Annotated in this window: 19 protein-coding genes; 3 read left to right on the top strand and 16 right to left on the bottom strand. The window is 66.8% G+C overall.

The window, feature by feature from the left end; translation table 11 throughout:
* Positions 1 to 200 precede the first annotated feature (200 nt).
* The 11 genes from C7H84_RS36345 to C7H84_RS13625 all read right to left on the bottom strand — a co-directional run bounded on the left by C7H84_RS36345 (position 201) and on the right by C7H84_RS13625 (position 9608).
* Complete coding sequence (locus C7H84_RS36345; RefSeq protein WP_162999273.1) at positions 201 to 383, bottom strand: hypothetical protein; 183 nt, start codon at positions 381 to 383, stop codon at positions 201 to 203.
* A 114-nt stretch (positions 384 to 497) separates the two neighbouring features.
* Positions 498 to 1274, bottom strand: coding sequence for an MBL fold metallo-hydrolase (locus C7H84_RS13670; protein ID WP_121859285.1), 777 nt, complete (start codon positions 1272 to 1274; stop codon positions 498 to 500).
* A 4-nt stretch (positions 1275 to 1278) separates the two neighbouring features.
* Entirely contained in the window at positions 1279 to 2424 is a 1146-nt protein-coding gene (bamC, locus tag C7H84_RS13665) for an outer membrane protein assembly factor BamC (protein ID WP_121859284.1), read from the bottom strand.
* Positions 2425 to 2535: 111 nt separating this feature from the next.
* Positions 2536 to 3438 (bottom strand): 4-hydroxy-tetrahydrodipicolinate synthase, encoded by a 903-nt coding sequence (gene dapA, locus C7H84_RS13660; protein ID WP_121859283.1) that lies wholly within the window; start codon positions 3436 to 3438, stop codon positions 2536 to 2538.
* Positions 3439 to 3485: 47 nt separating this feature from the next.
* Positions 3486 to 4088: a class I SAM-dependent methyltransferase gene (locus C7H84_RS13655; protein WP_121859282.1), complete on the bottom strand. Its 603-nt coding sequence runs from the start codon at positions 4086 to 4088 to the stop codon at positions 3486 to 3488.
* A gap of 9 nt (positions 4089 to 4097) precedes the next feature.
* Complete coding sequence (locus tag C7H84_RS13650) at positions 4098 to 5300, bottom strand: tryptophan--tRNA ligase (protein ID WP_121859281.1); 1203 nt, start codon at positions 5298 to 5300, stop codon at positions 4098 to 4100.
* A gap of 8 nt (positions 5301 to 5308) precedes the next feature.
* A complete protein-coding gene (locus tag C7H84_RS13645; protein WP_121859280.1) occupies positions 5309 to 5971 on the bottom strand; it encodes a site-2 protease family protein in 663 nt (220 codons plus the stop codon).
* Between the two features lie 45 nt (positions 5972 to 6016).
* Positions 6017 to 6649: an L-threonylcarbamoyladenylate synthase gene (locus C7H84_RS13640; protein ID WP_121859279.1), complete on the bottom strand. Its 633-nt coding sequence runs from the start codon at positions 6647 to 6649 to the stop codon at positions 6017 to 6019.
* Positions 6650 to 6721: 72 nt separating this feature from the next.
* Positions 6722 to 7552 carry a 3',5'-nucleoside bisphosphate phosphatase gene (locus tag C7H84_RS13635; RefSeq protein ID WP_121859278.1) on the bottom strand — a complete coding sequence of 277 codons (831 nt, stop codon included), beginning with the start codon at positions 7550 to 7552 and terminating at the stop codon, positions 6722 to 6724.
* Between the two features lie 78 nt (positions 7553 to 7630).
* Positions 7631 to 8521: an alpha/beta hydrolase gene (locus C7H84_RS13630; protein ID WP_121859277.1), complete on the bottom strand. Its 891-nt coding sequence runs from the start codon at positions 8519 to 8521 to the stop codon at positions 7631 to 7633.
* 226 nt (positions 8522 to 8747) lie between these two features.
* Positions 8748 to 9608: a ferritin-like domain-containing protein gene (locus C7H84_RS13625; RefSeq protein WP_121859276.1), complete on the bottom strand. Its 861-nt coding sequence runs from the start codon at positions 9606 to 9608 to the stop codon at positions 8748 to 8750.
* A 144-nt stretch (positions 9609 to 9752) separates the two neighbouring features.
* Here C7H84_RS13625 and C7H84_RS13620 point away from each other — a divergent pair, with 144 nt between their 5' ends.
* The 3 genes from C7H84_RS13620 (at position 9753) to C7H84_RS13610 (ending at position 11754) form a co-directional block, all read left to right on the top strand.
* On the top strand, positions 9753 to 10277 hold the full coding sequence (locus C7H84_RS13620; protein WP_121859275.1) for a gamma carbonic anhydrase family protein: 525 nt from the start codon (positions 9753 to 9755) through the stop codon (positions 10275 to 10277).
* Between the two features lie 25 nt (positions 10278 to 10302).
* The gene (gene hslO, locus C7H84_RS13615) at positions 10303 to 11253 is read left to right on the top strand and encodes an Hsp33 family molecular chaperone HslO (RefSeq protein ID WP_121859274.1); all 951 of its coding nucleotides are present in this window, start codon (positions 10303 to 10305) and stop codon (positions 11251 to 11253) included.
* Between the two features lie 141 nt (positions 11254 to 11394).
* Positions 11395 to 11754 (top strand): hypothetical protein, encoded by a 360-nt coding sequence (locus C7H84_RS13610; RefSeq protein WP_121859273.1) that lies wholly within the window; start codon positions 11395 to 11397, stop codon positions 11752 to 11754.
* Between the two features lie 94 nt (positions 11755 to 11848).
* Here C7H84_RS13610 and ftsB read toward each other — a convergent pair whose 3' ends face one another.
* From ftsB to C7H84_RS13585, 5 genes are all read right to left on the bottom strand, one after another.
* Entirely contained in the window at positions 11849 to 12277 is a 429-nt protein-coding gene (ftsB, locus tag C7H84_RS13605; RefSeq protein WP_121859272.1) for a cell division protein FtsB, read from the bottom strand.
* A gap of 82 nt (positions 12278 to 12359) precedes the next feature.
* Positions 12360 to 13643, bottom strand: coding sequence for a phosphopyruvate hydratase (gene eno, locus C7H84_RS13600; protein ID WP_011885396.1), 1284 nt, complete (start codon positions 13641 to 13643; stop codon positions 12360 to 12362).
* A 107-nt stretch (positions 13644 to 13750) separates the two neighbouring features.
* Positions 13751 to 14605 carry a 3-deoxy-8-phosphooctulonate synthase gene (gene kdsA / locus C7H84_RS13595; RefSeq protein ID WP_121859271.1) on the bottom strand — a complete coding sequence of 285 codons (855 nt, stop codon included), beginning with the start codon at positions 14603 to 14605 and terminating at the stop codon, positions 13751 to 13753.
* On the bottom strand, positions 14602 to 16260 hold the full coding sequence (locus C7H84_RS13590; protein WP_121859270.1) for a CTP synthase: 1659 nt from the start codon (positions 16258 to 16260) through the stop codon (positions 14602 to 14604). Before C7H84_RS13590 ends, kdsA begins: the two co-directional genes overlap by 4 nt.
* Positions 16261 to 16435: 175 nt before the next feature.
* On the bottom strand, positions 16436 to 17281 hold the full coding sequence (locus C7H84_RS13585) for an alpha/beta hydrolase (protein WP_121859269.1): 846 nt from the start codon (positions 17279 to 17281) through the stop codon (positions 16436 to 16438).
* Between the last annotated feature and the right edge of the window lie 14 nt (positions 17282 to 17295).

Genomic DNA, 17295 nt, shown 5'->3' with positions numbered 1-17295 from the left:
ATTCACGCTCTAGAAGTGCGTCTCCACCAGCGGCCCAGGTCGGTGTTGGAGCACATTACCGGTATTGTTTCGCGCTGTTGCTTACCTTTAACCATAAAAGGACGTGATCATGAAGAAATCCCTCCTCGTAGCTTCCCTGTTGGCTGCTGTTGCACTGGCTGCTTGCAACAAGAGCGCTGATCAAGCTGCTTCGTCGGCTGCTAGCGACGCATCGGCTGCTGCTTCGTCGGCTGCTTCGGCAGTTGCTGGTGCTGCGAGCGACGCTTCGGCTGCAGCTTCGTCGGCTTCGGCTGCTGCGAGCGATGCAGCTGCTGCTGTGGCGTCGGCTGCTTCGGCATCGACGGCTGCTCCGGCTTCGGGCGCAAGCCAGTAAGCCTCAGCATCAGCTGAAAAAAAACCGGCCCTTTGGGCCGGTTTTTTTATGCCTGTCGGTTGTGTGCATCGCGCCCGACGGCCAGGCCGGCCGAAAGCCGCCCTGCTCCTCCTTCTGCGCCCGCTCAGCCGAGCGTCAGCCAGTCGAAGCCCGCGTCCTGCGTGGCCACGACGACTTCCGCCCCATCCGTTCCCAGCACGCCGGCCAACGCCTGGCGGGCCAGTTCGGGCCGATTGTTCTGCTGGCTCAGGTGGGCCGCGACCAGGTGCTGCAGACGGCTGCGTTCGAGCGACGCGAGGATGCCGGCAGCGGCATCGTTGCTCAGGTGGCCGTGATTGCCGCCGATCCGCGCCTTCAGCGACTGCGGATAGCGGCTCCCGGCGAGCAGCGCGGTATCGTGATTGGATTCGAGCACCAGCGCGTCACAGCCGCTCAGGACGGTCGTGATGTGCGGCGTGGCCATTCCGACGTCGGTCAGCACGCCGAGCCGGCGGCAACCGTCCATGAAGACGAACTGAAGCGGTTCCCGCGCGTCGTGGGGCACCGTATAGGGCATTACGGCCAGATCGCGTATCGCGACCGTCTCGTCGCCCCACAGCACGTGGAGATCGACGTCGGCGTCGTCCGCGCCCACCGCGCGTGCCGTGCCCCAGCTCATGTAGAGCGGCAGCGAGCCGCGCCGCGCGAGCGTCAGCGCGCTGCCGACGTGATCGCTGTGTTCGTGGGTGACGAGGATCGCATCGAGATCGTCGATGCCGAGATTCAGGCGGCCGAGCCGACGCTCGACCTCCTTCGCTGAAAAACCGCAGTCGAGCAGCACGCGGGTGGTCGTCGTGCCATTCGAGACCTCGACGACCAGCGCATTGCCTTCGCTGCCGCTACCGAGGCTGGCGAAGCGCACGCGTTCAGTTCAGCTGCGCGTGCAGCAGCGAAATGATCCGCTGCGCTTCCGACGAGTTGTCGACCTGGCCGTTCGCGTCGACCACCGCGACCTGCGTGCCGCCGTTGCCCTGCGCGCGCACGTTGACCAGGTATTCCTTGCCCGGCTTGGCCGCCGCCGGGCCGCCGTAGAACAGCTTGCCGAACAGACCGTCGCGCTTCAGCTCTTCCATCGTGTTCGCGTAGCGGACCGTGTACAGGCCTTTCTCGCGGTCGCGATTGTCGACCGCGAAGTTGGTGCGGTCGAGTGCGAGACCGACGCGCAGCCATGCGCGGTCGAACGACTCCGCCAGCTGCAGCGTCGCGGCGCCGCCGCTCGTGTCGCCCACCTGCGCCGGTGCCGTCGCGGGACGCGCATCGGTCAGCAGCTGCTTCGCCTGCGCGTCGCTCAGGCCGAACTTCTGCATCAGCTTCGACAGGAACACGGCCTCGAGCACCGGGTTGCGCGGCCGCTCTTCCCAGCGCGACGACGTGCCGCCCTGCGGGCCGACCATCATTTCTTCCATCGCGCTGTGCGTGATCGAGATGTCGGTGTTGCCGTTCGCCGTGCGGTTCACGAGCGTACGGAAACGGTCGCGCGTGCCGGACGAATACGCGAAGTCGATGACCTTGCCGATCGTGCGGCGGAACCAGTCGTCGGGAATGTTCGCGCGGTTCTCGGCCCAGTCGGTGGCCATGATGCCGGTCGACGGCGCGTCGGTCTTCAGCGAGAAGCCGTTCTCCTGCCAGAACTCCTTCAGGATCGGCCACAGCTGCTCGGGCGTGCGGCCGTCGACGACGAGCCAGCGGCGGTCGCCGTCGCGCTCGATGTGCATGCCGAGCGGATCCTGCGCGCTCGGCACACCGTCGGTCGCGTTGCCGGCGGCCGTCGTCGCCCGCGGCGGCAGCGTGCCGAGGCCGGCATTGCTCGGCGGCGCGACGAACTGCTGGGTCGTCGGCACGGCCTTCAGGTCGCTCGGCACCGCGAGCGGCGGCGCCGAACCCGTGTTCTTGTAGTTGACCCGGTCAGGAGCCAGATAATCGTTCAGCGTATCGCAGCCGGCGAGCGCGCCCAGCGCCAGCGCCACCACCGAAACCTGGATGGCGCGAGAGGAAAAGGCGAAACGTTTCATGAAATCCTTCGTCTTGCTAGAACGCTCGTCAGGAGCGGCGCCGGACGGAGCCGGCCGGTGCGGGTTGATGAGGGGTCGAGCCGGCGGCCGCAGGACGCGGCCGCCAAGGCATCAGAGGACGCCGGCCTCGACGAGGGCCGAACGCACGACATCGTGGCAGCGCTCGTCGAGCGGCGTAAGCGGCAGGCGGATGCCGCCCTGCATCTTGCCCATCGCCTGCAGCGCCCACTTCACCGGAATCGGGTTCGCCTCGATGAACAGGTTCTTGTGCAGCGACAGCAGCTTCATGTGCAGCTCGCGCGCCGTTGCGACGTCGCCGGCCAGCGCAGCGCGGCACAGGTCGCTCATCGCGCGCGGCGCGACGTTCGCCGTCACCGAGATGTTGCCGTGGCCGCCGAGCAGCATCAGCGCGATCGCGGTCGGATCGTCGCCGCTGTAGATCGCGAAATGCTTCGGCGCGGCCTTGATCAGGTGCGCGGCGCGATCGATGTTGCCGGTCGCTTCCTTCACGCCGATGATGCCCGGCACCTGCGCGAGGCGCAGGGTCGTCTCGTGCGCCATGTCCGCGACCGTGCGGCCCGGCACGTTGTACAGGATCACCGGCAGGTCGACCGCTTCGGCGATCGTCTTGAAGTGCCGGTACATCCCTTCCTGCGTGGGCTTGTTGTAGTACGGCACGACCTGCAGCGTCGCATCGGCGCCGACGGCCTTCGCGTGCTTCGTCAGCTCGACCGCCTCGGCGGTCGAATTGCCGCCCGCGCCCGCGATGATCGGGATGCGTTTCGCCGCATGTTCGACCGCCGTGCGGATCATCAGGATGTGCTCTTCGACGTTGAGCGTGGCCGACTCGCCGCTCGTGCCGACCACGACGATTGCGTCGGTGCCTTCAGCGATGTGCCAGTCGATCAGTTTGCGAAACGCCGGCAGGTCGAGACTGCCGTCTTCGAGCATCGGGGTGACGATCGCGGGGATGCTGCCGCGGATTTGAATGCCGTCTTGGGTGCCGTTAGCCATGAAACGCGATTGATTGATGTACCGGTAAACGTTGAGATTGTAGCGGATTAGCCGGGCAGTTCGTAACGTGGAATTCCCGCCCCCGCCGTCGGGGTCGCGCCCTCGCGTACTGCACAGATGCGCTGCACGAATGCCTCGCGCGGCGCGGCGACGAATCCGTCCTCGTATGCGACCACCCGCAGATGGCCGCGCACCGCGTCCAGCAACTCGCCCGGGGCGAGCAGGAACGCGGGGTTGGACGGTTTGCCGACCGTTTCGTTTCCTCGCGCGAAGGTTTCGTAGATCAGCACGCCGCCCGGCGCCACTGCATCGAGCAGATGGGGCCAGAGCGGACGATGCAGATAATGGGTGACGATCACGGCCGCGAACGCGGCGCCCGCCGGCAACGGCCACGGCGCGCCCTCGAGATCGGCGTCGCGCGCGTCGACGCCGGGAATCGCGCGCAATGCGGCCAGCGCGTCCGGATCGCGTTCGAGCGCGACGACCGGATGCCCATGCGACGCAAACCAGCGCGCATGGCGGCCGCCGCCCGCGGCGACGTCGAGCACCGCGCCGCCCGCCGGGACGAGCCGCGACCAGCGGGTGACCCAGCGCGACGGTTCGGTCTGGGCGACGTGGCCGCCCGCGGCGGCAAGGACAGGTTCGCGCATGCCGTCAGGTCAGGTGTACGACAGGCCCATCGCGTCGCGCACGTCGCGCATCGTCTCGACCGCGTGCTTGCGCGCCTTGTCGCAGCCGTCCGCGACGATCGCGCGCAGCAGCGACGGATCGTCCATGTACTTCTGCGCGCGCTCGAGCATCGGCTGCTGTTCGCGCAGGATCCCTTCCACGACCGGCTGCTTGCAGTCGAGGCAGCCGATACCCGCCGTGCGGCAGCCGTTCTGCACCCACTCGTGCGTCGTTTCGTCCGTATAGACCTGGTGCAGCTGCCACACCGGGCACTTGTCCGGGTCGCCCGGATCGGTGCGGCGCACGCGCGCGGGATCGGTCGGCATCGTGCGGACCTTCTTCGTGATCGTCTCCGCGTCTTCGCGCAGGCCGATCGTGTTGCCGTACGACTTCGACATCTTCTGGCCGTCCAGGCCCGGCATCCGGGACGCTTCGGTCAGCAGCGCCTGCGGCTCGACCAGGATGATCTTGCGCGCGCCTTCGAGATAGCCGAACAGGCGCTCGCGGTCGCTCATCGACAGGCTCTGCGACTCCTGAAGCATCGCGCGCGCCTGTTCGAGCGCCTCGTCGTCGCCCTCCTGCTGGTACGCATTGCGCAGCTCGTGATACAGCTTCGCGCGCTTGCCGCCGAGCTTCTTCGCGGCTTCGAGCGCCTTCTCCTCGAAGCCCGGCTCGCGGCCGTACAGGTAGTTGAAGCGGCGCGCGATCTCGCGCGTCATCTCGACGTGCGGCACCTGGTCTTCTCCGACCGGCACGAGCGAGCCGCGATACAGCAGGATGTCGGCCGCCATCAGCACCGGGTAGCCGAGGAAGCCGTAGGTCGACAGATCCTTGTCCTTCAGCTTCTCCATCTGCTCCTTGTAGGTCGGCACGCGTTCGAGCCAGCCGAGCGGCGTGCTCATGCCGAGCAGCAGCGCGAGCTCCGCATGCTCGGGTACCTTGCTCTGGATGAACAGCGTCGCCTGCGCCGGATCGATGCCGGACGCGAGCCAGTCGATCAGCACGTCCCACACGTTCTTCTCGATGACCTCGGGCGTTTCGTAGTGCGTCGTCAGCGCATGCCAGTCGACCACGCAGAAGAAGCACGGGTACTCGGACTGCAGCTTCACCCAGTTTTTCAGCACGCCGTGGTAGTGGCCGAGGTGCAGCGACCCCGTGGGTCGCATGCCGGAGAAAATACGATCTGGGAACATGATTGTCGTTAGAAAAGCGAGGCGAAGGGAGACAGGATGGCGCTCAGCACGCCGGCTGCGGCGTTCACGAGCGGACGCAGCCAGAAATTCGTCAGCACGCCCGTCGTGACCAGCACGAGGACGATGATGAAACCGTACGGCTCGATGCGCGACAGCGCGATCGATTGCTTCGGCGGCAACAGCGCCGCCAGGATGCGGCCGCCGTCGAGCGGCGGCAGTGGAAACAGGTTCAGCACGCCGAGCACCAGGTTCGCGCTGACACCGGCATAGGCCATCCGCGTGAAGAACGGTTCGTCGACGCCGGCGGCGGGCAGCACGATGCTCAGCACGCCCCACACCAACGCCTGCACGAAGTTGCAGGCCGGCCCCGCGAGCGCCACCCACAGGCTGCCCCAGCGCGGATTGCGCAGGTTGCCGAACGAAACCGGCACGGGCTTCGCATAGCCGAACAGGAAGGCGCCGCCGGTCAGGAAATACATCGCGAGCGGAATCGCGATCGTACCGAGCGGATCGATGTGGCGCATCGGGTTGAACGACACGCGCCCCATCATGTAGGCGGTGTTGTCGCCGAGCAGGCGCGCGGCATAGCCGTGCGCGGCCTCGTGCAGCGTGATCGCGAAGATCACGGGCAGCGCGTAGACGGCGATGGTCTGTATCAGGGAAGCATCCATATCGCGTTATTGTAACAAGCGCACTCGCGCAAAAATGAATGACGCTTACGCGACCGAAAGCCCGAACGGTTCGAGCGCGCCGCGCCCCGGCCGCACGAGCTGCGGCTCGTCGCCCGTCAGGTCGATCACCGTCGACGGCTCGCGCGGACACGCACCGCCGTCGATCACGAGGTCGACCTGCTTCTCGAGCCGCGCGCGGATGTCTTCGGGATCGTTGAGCGGCTCGTCGTCCGGCGGCAGGATCAGCGTCGTGCCGAGCAGCGGCTGGCCGAGCGCCTCGAGCAGCGCGAGCGTGATCGCGTGATCGGGCACGCGCAGCCCGATCGTCTTGCGCGACGGGTGCGACAGCCGGCGCGGCACCTCCTTCGTCGCCTGCAGGATGAACACGTACGGGCCCGGCGTCACCGACTTGATCTGCCGGTACTGGCGGTTGTCCACCATCGCGAAGTTGGCGAGTTCCGACAGATCGCGCACCAGCAGCGACAGGTGCTGCTTCTCGTCGAGACCCCGGATGCGGCGCACGCGTTCGACCGCGTCCTTGTCGTCGAGGTGGCACGCGAGCGCGTAGCTCGAATCGGTCGGCATCGCGATCACGCCGCCCTTGCTGACGATGTCCGCGGCTTGCTTGATCAGGCGCGGCTGCGGATTATCCGGGTGAATCCTGAAGAACTGGGACATGGAAGCAAGTAAAGAGGGGGAATTCGGATGCGTACACCGGCGGCGACGCGAACGGCAAGCGCGCGGGGCGCGTCAGAGCCAGCGCTCCCAGACCGGTTTCAGGTCGGGCGGCAGCGCCGGCAGGCTGCCGAGCTCGATGCGGCCCTCGCCCGGCGCATGGAAATCCGAGCCGCGCGACACTTCGAAGCCGAAGCGGCGCGCGACGTCCGCGTATTCGCGGTACTGGTCGGGCGTATGGCTGCCCGTGATGACCTCGATCGCGCGACCGCCGAGATCGATGAATTCGCCGAAGAATGCGTCGAATTCGACCGGCGTATAGCGATAGCGGCCCGGATGCGCGACCACCGCCTCGCCGCCGGCTGCGCGAATCCAGCTGACGGCGTCGGACAGCGTCGCCCAGCGGTGCGGGACGAAGCCGGGCTTGCCGTCGCCGAGCAGCCGGTCGAACACGTCGGAAGTGGATTCGGCGTGGCCATTTTCGACCAGGAAGCGCGCGAAGTGGGTGCGCGAGATCAGGTCGGGATTCGAGACGTACTTCAGCGCGCCTTCGTAGGCGCCGGCGATGCCGAGCGTCTCGAGCTGCGCGGCGATCGCGTGTGCACGCGCGGCACGGCCGTGGCGCGTGCGATAGAGGCCGTCGACGAGCGCCGGGTTCGACGGATCGATGTGCAGCCCGACGATGTGCACGGTGCGCGATGCCCACGTGACCGAGATCTCGACGCCGCTCAGGTAGCGCATCCCGAGCGCTTCCGCCTCGCTGCGCGCCGCCGCCTGGCCGCCGATCTCGTCGTGGTCGGTCAGCGCCCACAGGGTCACGCCGCCGGCATGAGCGCGGCGCGCGACGTCGGCAGGCGACAGCAACCCGTCGGAAACATTGGAATGGCAGTGGAGATCGGCGTTCATTGTCGGTATGGCAGGTGAAGCTTCATTCTACTGCAATGCGGCAATTCCGCCGCCTGCCCTGGCCCCACCGCCGCCGGCCTACGCGCAGAACGCCTCGATCAGCGCCGCGATCTGCTCCGGCTGGTCGTGATGGACCATGTGGCCGGCATCCTCGACGAGCTTTTCGCGCCAGTCTGGGAACGCGTCGAAGCGGGCCTTGAACTCCGGCAGCGGGATCTCGCCTGCGATGTACGCGAGCGTCGGCGAATTGACGGCCTCCACGTGCAGCACCTTCGCGCGCACCTGCTTCCAGACCGCCATCACCTCGTCGAGCCGGTACAGCATCGGGCCCGCCATCTTGTGCGCGGGGTCCGCCAGCAGGTGGTAGAGGCCGTCGTCGCCGCGCTTGGACCAGTGCGCGGCCAGAAACGCGGCGCGGTGCGGATCGAGCCGCGGATTGGTCTTGATCAGCCGCGCCGCAACGTCGTCGAGCGATGCGTACGGACGCAGCGCCGGCGGCTCGCGCAACTCGTCGAGCCAGCCGCGCAGCCGGCGCGGCGCCTGCTCGGCCCGCGCGGGCGCAAGCCCGAACCCTTCGAGATCGACCACGCGCCGCACGCGCTCGGGCCGCGCGCCCGCGTACAGGCACACGACGTTCGCGCCCATGCTGTGCCCGACCAGGTTGACTTCGCCGGTCGGCGCGTAGTGGTCGACGAGCGCGTCGAGATCGGCCAGGTACTCGTGGAACCAGTAATGGCCGCCGCCCTGCCGTGCGACCGGCCAGTCGGACAGGCCGAAGCCCCGCGCATCCGGCGCGATCACCTGCCAGTCGCCCGCGAGCGCATCGACGACGAACTGGAACGATGCCGCGACGTCCATCCAGCCATGCAGCATGAACAGCGTCGGCGCATCGGGCCGGCCCCAGCGCCGTACGTGCAGCTTGACGCCGCGCACAGTGACGAAATCGGAAACGGAACTCGAGGCACTCATTGAAGCCGCCAGAAAAAAGAATGGTCGTTCGATTATAGCGATCGCGCGTCGGTTCCGGCGGCCGGCAGTCGAGGCAGTTCTCTAGCGGCAGGCCGGCGACCGCGCACAGAACCGGCGCGGTGCGCGCCCAACGATATGCGGCCGGTCAGTCGCAGGGGTCCGCTGCCCCCCGCTGCTCCAGCTGTTGCGCCGCAAGCCCGGCGCGTAGCCGCGGCGATCCGGCGCCCTAGCCCGCCGCCTTGCCGTCCGCTGCGTCCTGCGCGGCGAGTTCATCCAGTTCCGCCTGCTCGAATCCGGCGGTCCGGCGTGCATCGAAATTGAACGGCCCGCGCAGGCGCGGCGCGTGGTACTGCTCGGCCAGCTCGCGATAAGTCGGTACCGGATCGCGGTTCGCCGCGTCGCACAGATGCCGGAACCAGCGGTTCCCGATCGCGACGTGGCCGATTTCGTCGCGCAGGATCACGTCGAGGATCGCCGCCGATGCGTGATCGCCCGCCTGCACGAGGCGCGCGCGGATCGGCGGCGACGCGTCGAGCCCGCGCGCCTCGAGCGTGCGCGGCACGAGCGCCATCCGCGCGAGCACGTCGGCACGGGTGCGCTCGCACATCTCCCACAGCCCGTTGTGCGCGGGAAAATCGCCGTACGCATGCGCGAACCCGTCGGCGAGCCGGTCGGACAGCAGCGTAAAGTGATAGGCCTCCTCGGCCGCGACCTTCAGCCAGTCCGCGTAGAACGCGTCCGGCATCCCGGCGAAGCGCCACACGGCGTCGAGCGCGAGGTTGATCGCATTGAATTCGATATGCGCGAGCGCGTGCAGCAGCACCGCGCGCCCTGCTGGCGAGCGCATGCTGCGGCGCTCGAGCTGGCGCGGCTCGACGAGCGGCGGGCGCGCGGGACGACCGGGCAGGTCGGCCGGTTCGTCCAGCGCGAGCGCCGGCGCGATTACGGCCTGCCCGGCGAGCAGCGCGTCGTATAGCGCGCGGACCCGCGCGGCCTTCGCGGCCGGCTCGGACAGTCGCAGCGCGTCGAGCGCCGCGCGCCGCACACAGACCGGCGCGGCGGTGAAAGAAGAAGACTCCATGCTCATCGAACCAGGTACCGCCCGCGCGCATCGCGGGAGCGCATGCACGCGACGGTTTACAATATGCGTTTGTGCCGCGACACACCTGCGCACGGCACGCCAGACGCGCCATTCTACCGGCGCCCATCATCGAAGAGACCAGGAGACTCCGTGACGATCTACAAACTGGGCGAAACGGCCCCGACGATCCACGAAAGCGTGTTCGTCGCCGATACGGCGGCCATCATCGGCAAGGTCGTGCTCGAGGAAAACGCGAGCGTATGGTTCGGCGCGACGATTCGCGGCGACAACGAGACGATCACGGTCGGCGTCGGCAGCAACGTCCAGGAAGGCGCGGTCCTGCATACGGACCCCGGTTTTCCGCTGACGATTGCCGAAAACGTGACGATCGGGCACCAGGCGATGCTGCACGGCTGCACGATCGGCGAAGGTTCGCTGATCGGGATTCAGGCGGTGGTCTTGAATGGAGCGGTCATTGGCCGCAACTGTCTGGTTGGTGCCGGCGCGGTCGTGACGGAAGGCAAGACGTTCCCGGACAATTCGCTGATCCTCGGCGCCCCGGCGAAAGTCGTGCGCGAGCTGTCGGCGGACGACATCGCGCGGCTGCGCGCAAATGCGAAGACGTACGTCGAGCGGCGTGCGCATTTCAAGGAGCAACTCGTGCGAATCGGGTGATTCGCGCGGATTTCAAGGAAGAAGAGTGAGCGACCAGTTACAGAAATTCATGTTCAATTCGGCACCCGTGCGCGGCGAGATCGTGTCGCTGCGCAACACGTGGCAAGAGGTGCTTTCCCGCCGTGACTACCCTGCCCCGGTGCGCGCGGTGCTCGGCGAGATGATGGCCGCGTGCGCGCTGCTGTCCGCGAACCTGAAATTTCACGGCACCCTGATCATGCAGATCTTCGGCGACGGGCCGGTCCAGATGCTGGTCGTCCAGTGCAGCTCGGACCTGTCGATGCGCGCGACGGCCAAGTTCGCCGGCGATGCGGCGCAGACGATCGGCGACGACACGCTGTTCGCGGCGCTCGTCAACGCGAGTGGCCACGGCCGTTGCGTGATCACGCTCGACCCGGCCGAAAAGCTGCCGGGCCAGCAGCCGTACCAGGGCATCGTGCCGCTGAACGGCGTCGACGGCCCGCTCGAATCGGTGTCGCAGGTGCTCGAGCACTACATGCACCATTCGGAGCAGCTCGATACGCGCCTGTGGCTCGCGGCCGATCGCGACCGCGCGGTCGGCATGCTGCTGCAGAAGCTGCCCGGCGACGGCGGCATCGTGCCGCGCAACGCCGAGACCGACATCGACACGTGGGAACGCGTGTGCACGCTCGGCAGCACGCTGTCCGCGAAGGAACTGCTCGAGGTCGAGCCGGAAGTCGTGTTCCGCCGGCTCTTCTGGCAGGAAAACGTGCAGCACTTCGAGCCGGCCGGCACGCGGTTCCAGTGCTCGTGCTCGCGCGAGAAGGTCGGCGCAATGCTGCGCATGCTCGGTCGCGAGGAAGTCGACAGCGTGATCGTCGAGCGTGGCCACGTCGAGATCCACTGCGAGTTCTGCAACCAGCGCTACGAGTTCGATCCCGTCGACGTCGCGCAGTTGTTTGCCGCGCCGGAACTGGCCACCGGCATCACGCCCGCGACCGAACAGCGTCACTGAGCCGCGCGCCGGCGTCCGTGCCCGCGATGCGGGCGCGGGCGCATAATGACGCACAAGCGTCGCCCGCACGGCTCACGCACCGCAGGCCCGCGGCTTCGGTGCACGCGGCCTGCCGCGGTCGGCGCGCTGCTGGAGAGACACATGAATCGCTCGTTCCGTACCCTCGTCCTCACCGGCGTCGCCGCCGGTATGCTGGCCCTGGCGGGCTGCGCGGTACCGCCGCCTTCGTCGACGATCCTGAGCCGCCTGCCCGAACCGGGCGTATCCGGCGGCCAACCGCCCGCGCTATCGAGCGCGGAGCGCAAACGCTACGACGAGATCGACCGGCAGGTACTGCGCGAACAGAACGATGCAATGGCGGCCGAGGCCGCCGCACGCGCATGGACGTATTACTCGCCGCCACCGGTGACCGTCTACGGCGGCTATTACGGCGGTGGCTGGGGCAACCGGTGGGGCACCGGCATCGGATATGGCTATGGCTATCCGGGCTGGTGGTGGTGATGCTTCAGCGCATCGCCCTGCCCGATTGAACACCGGCAGGAAATAAAAAAGCGCGGCATTTCCCGCGCTTTTTCAATGGTTCGGACTGCCGCATTCAATGATGCGCGGCCTTCCCCTTCTCGCCGCCGTGATGCCGCGACGGCTTCGCGATCGACTGCGGGTTCGGCACGACACGCACGGGCGCCGCGGACACCGCACCGCGCGTCGACGTGTTCGACGGCGTGTTGTTGTTCAGCGGCACGGCCGGTGCATTCGGCGACACGAACTGCACGAATACTTCGCCGTCCTTCACCATGCCCATCTCGTAGCGCGCCCGCTCCTCGATGGCTGCGGTACCGCTTTGCAGGTCCTGCACTTCGCCCGCGATCCGCTCATTGCGCAGCTTCTCGTCCGCATTCTTCTGCAGCTGATCGCCGAGCTGCTGGCGCAATTCGTGCACCCGCAGCCAGCCGCCGTGTCCCCACCATAGGGGGTACTGAATGAGCGCCAGCAAGGCAATCAGGACGACAGTGACAAGCCGCATGTAAGAGACGCAGATATAAGAAGCGCCGCTCCGCGCGACATGCACAGAGCGGCGTTGAGATGACGAACCCGATAGTAGCGCGTTAGCGCAGGTTATAGAAAGCCGATTTGCCCGGGTAGCTGGCGATGTCGCCGAGATCTTCCTCGATGCGCAGCAGCTGGTTGTACTTCGAGATGCGGTCGCTGCGCGACAGCGAACCCGTCTTGATCTGACCGGCGTTCAGGCCGACCGCGATGTCCGCGATCGTCGAATCTTCCGTTTCGCCCGAGCGGTGCGAGATCACGGCCGTGTAGCCCGCGCGCTTCGCCATTTCGATTGCCGCGAACGTTTCGGTCAGCGTACCGATCTGGTTGATCTTGATGAGGATCGAGTTCGCGATGCCCTTCTCGATGCCTTCCTTCAGGATGCGCGTGTTCGTGACGAACAGGTCGTCGCCGACGAGCTGGACCTTCTTGCCGAGGCGCTCGGTCAGCAGCTTCCAGCCGTCCCAGTCGCCTTCGTGCATGCCGTCTTCGATCGACACGATCGGGAACTTGTCGGCGAGCGTCGCGAGGTAGTCGGTGAATTCGGCCGACGACAGTTGCAGGCCTTCGCCCGCGAGCTGGTACTTGCCGTCGTGGTAGAACTCGGATGCCGCGCAGTCGAGCGCGAGCAGCACGTCTTCGCCCGCACGGTAGCCGGCCTTCTCGATCGCTTGCAGGATCGTCGACAGGCACTCGTCGTTGCTGCCGAAGTTCGGTGCGAAACCGCCTTCGTCGCCGACTGCCGTGCTCATGCCGCGGTCGCTCAGGATCTTCTTCAGTGCGTGGAACACTTCCGCACCGCAACGCAGGGCTTCACGGAACGTCGGCTGGCTCACCGGGACGATCATGAATTCCTGGATGTCGAGGCTGTTGTTCGCGTGCGCGCCGCCGTTGACGATGTTCATCATCGGGACCGGCAGCTGCATCGCGCCCGAGCCGCCGAAGTAACGGTACAGCGGCAGGCCGGCTTCTTCAGCGGCTGCCTTCGCGACGGCCATCGACACGGCCAGCATCGCGTTCGCGCCGAGGCGCGACTTGTTGTCGGTGCCGTCCAGCTCGAGCAGCGTCTTGTCGAGGAACGCCTGTTCCGACGCGTCGAGGCCCATGATGGCTTCGGAGATTTCGGTGTTGATGTGCTCGACGGCCTTCAGCACACCCTTGCCGTTGTAGCGGCCGGCTTCGCCGTCGCGCAGTTCGATCGCTTCGCGCGAGCCGGTGGACGCGCCCGACGGCACCGCCGCGCGGCCCATCGTGCCCGATTCGAGCAGCACGTCGCATTCGACGGTGGGGTTGCCGCGCGAATCCAGAATCTCGCGGCCGATGATATCTACGATTGCACTCATGGGTTTCCTCTGAGAATGACGATGGATTCTTTCAAACTGCGACGGCACGCGTGCCGCAACTGCTTTCGCTACTGACGCGCGAAGCCGCCGCAAGGTTCATTCGATCTTTAGCTGAAATCGTTTTCCAGGAACGGATGGCGCTTCACCGCCTGGTCGAGCGTGACGAGAGTCTCCAGCAGCGCACCCATCCGGTTCAGCGGCACCGCGTTCGGGCCGTCCGACTTCGCTTCGGCCGGATTCGGATGCGTTTCCATGAACAGGCCCGCGACGCCCGTCGCGACCGCGGCACGCGCGAGCACCGGCACGAATTCGCGCTGGCCGCCCGAGCTCGTGCCCTGCCCGCCCGGCAGCTGCACCGAGTGGGTCGCGTCGAACACGACCGGTGCGCTCGTCTCGCGCATGATCGCGAGCGAACGCATGTCGGACACGAGGTTGTTGTAGCCGAACGAGACACCGCGCTCGCACGCCATGAAGCGGTCTTCCGACAGGCCGGCTTCACGCGCCGCGTCGCGCGCCTTGTCGATCACGTTCTTCATGTCGTGCGGCGCGAGGAACTGGCCCTTCTTGATGTTGACGGGCTTGCCCGAGCGCGCGCAGGCGTGGATGAAGTCGGTCTGGCGGCACAGGAACGCGGGCGTCTGCAGCACGTCGACGACCGACGCGACCTGTTCGATCTCGTCGATCGAATGCACGTCGGTCAGCACCGGCAGGCCGAGCTGACGCTTCACTTCGCCGAGGATCCGCAGGCCTTCGTCCATTCCGAGGCCGCGAAACGACTTGCCCGAGCTGCGATTCGCCTTGTCATAGGACGATTTGTAGATGAACGGAACGTTCAGCTTCTCGCAGATCTCCTTCAGGCGGCCGGCCGTGTCGATCGTCATCTGCTCCGATTCGACGACGCAGGTACCCGCGATCAGGAAGAAAGGCTGGTCGAGACCGACCTCGAAATCGCACAGCTTCATGCTTTCACTCCGCGCGCTTGCTTGTTGGCGAGCGCGGCTTCGACGAACGACTTGAACAGAGGATGGCCGTCACGCGGCGTCGACGTGAATTCCGGGTGGAACTGGACACCGACGAACCACGGGTGCATCGAACGCGGCAGCTCCATCATTTCCGGTAGATCCTCGCTCGGGGTACGGGCGCTGATGATAAGGCCGCCGGCTTCGAGCTGGGGCACGAAGCGGTTATTGACTTCATAACGGTGGCGATGGCGCTCGTTCACGTCCTTGCCATAGATCTCTTCGGCCATCGTGCCGGGCTTGATCGGGCAGCGCTGCGAGCCGAGGCGCATCGTGCCGCCGAGATCGGATTCCTCGGTGCGCGTCTCGACCTTGCCTTCGCGGTCGTACCACTCCGTGATCAGCGCGACCACGCGTTCCGGCGTGTCCGCGTCGAATTCCGTGCTGTTCGCCTGCTTCAGGCCGACGACGTCGCGTGCGAATTCGATCACCGCGAGCTGCATGCCGAGGCAGATGCCGAGATACGGCACCTTCGACTCGCGCGCGTAGCGAACCGCGGCGATCTTGCCTTCCGTGCCGCGACGGCCGAACCCGCCCGGCACCAGCACGGCGTCGAGATGCTTCAGGCTGTCGACACCGTTGGTCTCGAGCTCTTCGGAGTCGATGTATTCGATGTTGACCTTGGTCGACGTGTGGATCGACGCATGGCGCAGCGCCTCGATCAGCGACTTGTACGACTCGGTCAGGTCGACATACTTGCCGACCATGCCGATCGTCACTTCGTGCTTCGGGTTCTCGAGCTTCTCGACGAGTTCCGACCACATGCTCAGGTCGGCGTCCTTCGGCGACAGCTTCAGTTCCTCGCAGATGATCCGGTCGAGGCCCTGGTCGTGCAGCATCTGCGGAATCTTGTAGATGCTGTCGGCGTCCCACACCGAGATCACCGCGTCTTCCGGCACGTTCGAGAACATCGAGATCTTCTTCGATTCGTCGTCCGGGATGCGGCGGTCCGCACGGCACAGCAGCACGTGCGGCAGGATGCCGATCTCGCGCAGCTTCTGCACGCTGTGCTGGGTCGGCTTCGTCTTCAGCTCGCCGGCCGTCGCGACGTACGGCACGAGCGTCAGGTGCACGAAGCACGCGCTGTTGCGGCCGAGACGCAGGCTCATCTGGCGTGCTGCCTCGAGGAACGGCAGCGACTCGATGTCGCCGACCGTGCCGCCGATCTCGACGATCGCGACGTCCGGCTCGCCGCAGGTGGCCGATGCCGCCCCGCGCTCGATGAACGCCTGGATTTCGTTCGTGATGTGCGGGATCACCTGCACGGTCTTGCCGAGATAGTCGCCGCGGCGTTCCTTGCGGATCACCGATTCGTAGATCTGGCCGGTCGTGAAGTTGTTGGCCTTGCGCATCTTCGTACTGATGAAGCGCTCGTAGTGGCCGAGGTCGAGGTCGGTCTCCGCTCCGTCTTCCGTCACGAACACTTCCCCGTGCTGGAATGGGCTCATCGTGCCGGGGTCGACGTTGATGTAGGGATCGAGTTTGAGGAGGGTGACTTTCAGACCGCGCGATTCAAGGATCGCGGCGAGGGAGGCGGCGGCAATACCCTTGCCGAGGGAAGAAACTACGCCGCCGGTGACGAAAACATATTTGGTCATCGCTGGATGCTCGCGGGAAAAACGGATTATACCGTAAAGCCCGCCCTTCTCTCAGCATTAGCGCGATGATCGCGCCCTTTCGCACTGTGCCGCGCCGGCCGTGCGCAGCCGGGGCGAACCGGCCGCCCGGCCGGTGCAACCGCGCGTGCGCGGCGCGGTGCACCCGTTCGATCCGTCAGGCGCTTTTCGCGAGCGCCGCGCTGTCGAGCGGCACGCCGCCCTCCGCCGCCTTCAGCGAATTCAGCATCCGCTGCAATGCGCGGGCCGTCTCGATCGGCCGCTCCATCGGGAACAGATGGCTGCCCTCGAGCCATTCGATGCGCCCGCGCGCCGCCCGGCGCGTCGCGTCGAGCCCGACCTGCCGCACTTCGCGCGAGCGCGTGCCGGCGAGAAAACCGAGCGGCACCGGCGCGCCGTGCGCGAGCCGCGGGCCGAGCGTGTGCGGCAACGTACGGTAGATCAGGTATTCGACCTGCCGGTCGAAGGCGAGCACGCGTTCGCCGTCGGCGCCCGCCTGCGGGATGCCGTGGTCGATGTAGTCGGACAGCATGCGCTCGTCCCAGCGCGCGAATGCCGGCTTCTCGTGGAAGTGCCGCCAGGCTTCGTCGCGGCTCGCCCAGCGCGTGCGCCGGTTGCGCGTCGCGGCCGCCGGCGACAGCCGTTCGTCGAGTCCGGCCCACTGGCTCGCGCGCAATGCGCCGGCGCGCCATCCGGCGATGATCGGCGAATCGATCATCACCACGCCGCGCACCCATTGCGGCTTTTTCAGCGCGGCCATCAGCGACAGGTAGCCGCCGAGCGAATGGCCGACCAGCCAGACCGGGCGCTCGTAGCGTCTGCCGATGTCGTCGAGCAGCTGCTCGACGAGATGCGGCCAGTCGCGCGTCACCGGGTAGCGGCGGTCGTGACCGATGCGCTCGATGTAGCGCAGGTCGTAGTCGTCTGCCAGCTCGGCGAAGATCGTCCGGTACGTCGAGGCCGGAAAGCCGTTCGCATGCGAGAAGTGGAGGATGTCCTTCAAACGCCGATGTCTCC

The organism is Burkholderia sp. Nafp2/4-1b, from assembly GCF_003635165.1.
Lineage (GTDB): Bacteria > Pseudomonadota > Gammaproteobacteria > Burkholderiales > Burkholderiaceae > Burkholderia.
Note: the sequence above shows the minus strand (reverse complement) of the source record. Positions and strands in the feature narration are given on the sequence as shown.

Bases quoted from the DNA above. Each gene is read 5' to 3' on its own strand.
- C7H84_RS36345 (WP_162999273.1), bottom strand. From the start codon at position 383: ATGCTGAGGCTTACTGGCTTGCGCCCGAAGCCGGAGCAGCCGTCGATG.
- bamC (WP_121859284.1), bottom strand. From the start codon at position 2,424: ATGAAACGTTTCGCCTTTTCCTCTCGCGCCATCCAGGTTTCGGTGGTG.
- dapA (WP_121859283.1), bottom strand. From the start codon at position 3,438: ATGGCTAACGGCACCCAAGACGGCATTCAAATCCGCGGCAGCATCCCC.
- C7H84_RS13655 (WP_121859282.1), bottom strand. From the start codon at position 4,088: ATGCGCGAACCTGTCCTTGCCGCCGCGGGCGGCCACGTCGCCCAGACC.
- C7H84_RS13650 (WP_121859281.1), bottom strand. From the start codon at position 5,300: ATGTTCCCAGATCGTATTTTCTCCGGCATGCGACCCACGGGGTCGCTG.
- C7H84_RS13645 (WP_121859280.1), bottom strand. From the start codon at position 5,971: ATGGATGCTTCCCTGATACAGACCATCGCCGTCTACGCGCTGCCCGTG.
- C7H84_RS13640 (WP_121859279.1), bottom strand. From the start codon at position 6,649: ATGTCCCAGTTCTTCAGGATTCACCCGGATAATCCGCAGCCGCGCCTG.
- C7H84_RS13635 (WP_121859278.1), bottom strand. From the start codon at position 7,552: ATGAACGCCGATCTCCACTGCCATTCCAATGTTTCCGACGGGTTGCTG.
- C7H84_RS13630 (WP_121859277.1), bottom strand. From the start codon at position 8,521: ATGAGTGCCTCGAGTTCCGTTTCCGATTTCGTCACTGTGCGCGGCGTC.
- C7H84_RS13625 (WP_121859276.1), bottom strand. From the start codon at position 9,608: ATGAGCATGGAGTCTTCTTCTTTCACCGCCGCGCCGGTCTGTGTGCGG.
- C7H84_RS13610 (WP_121859273.1), top strand. From the start codon at position 11,395: ATGAATCGCTCGTTCCGTACCCTCGTCCTCACCGGCGTCGCCGCCGGT.
- ftsB (WP_121859272.1), bottom strand. From the start codon at position 12,277: ATGCGGCTTGTCACTGTCGTCCTGATTGCCTTGCTGGCGCTCATTCAG.
- eno (WP_011885396.1), bottom strand. From the start codon at position 13,643: ATGAGTGCAATCGTAGATATCATCGGCCGCGAGATTCTGGATTCGCGC.
- kdsA (WP_121859271.1), bottom strand. From the start codon at position 14,605: ATGAAGCTGTGCGATTTCGAGGTCGGTCTCGACCAGCCTTTCTTCCTG.
- C7H84_RS13590 (WP_121859270.1), bottom strand. From the start codon at position 16,260: ATGACCAAATATGTTTTCGTCACCGGCGGCGTAGTTTCTTCCCTCGGC.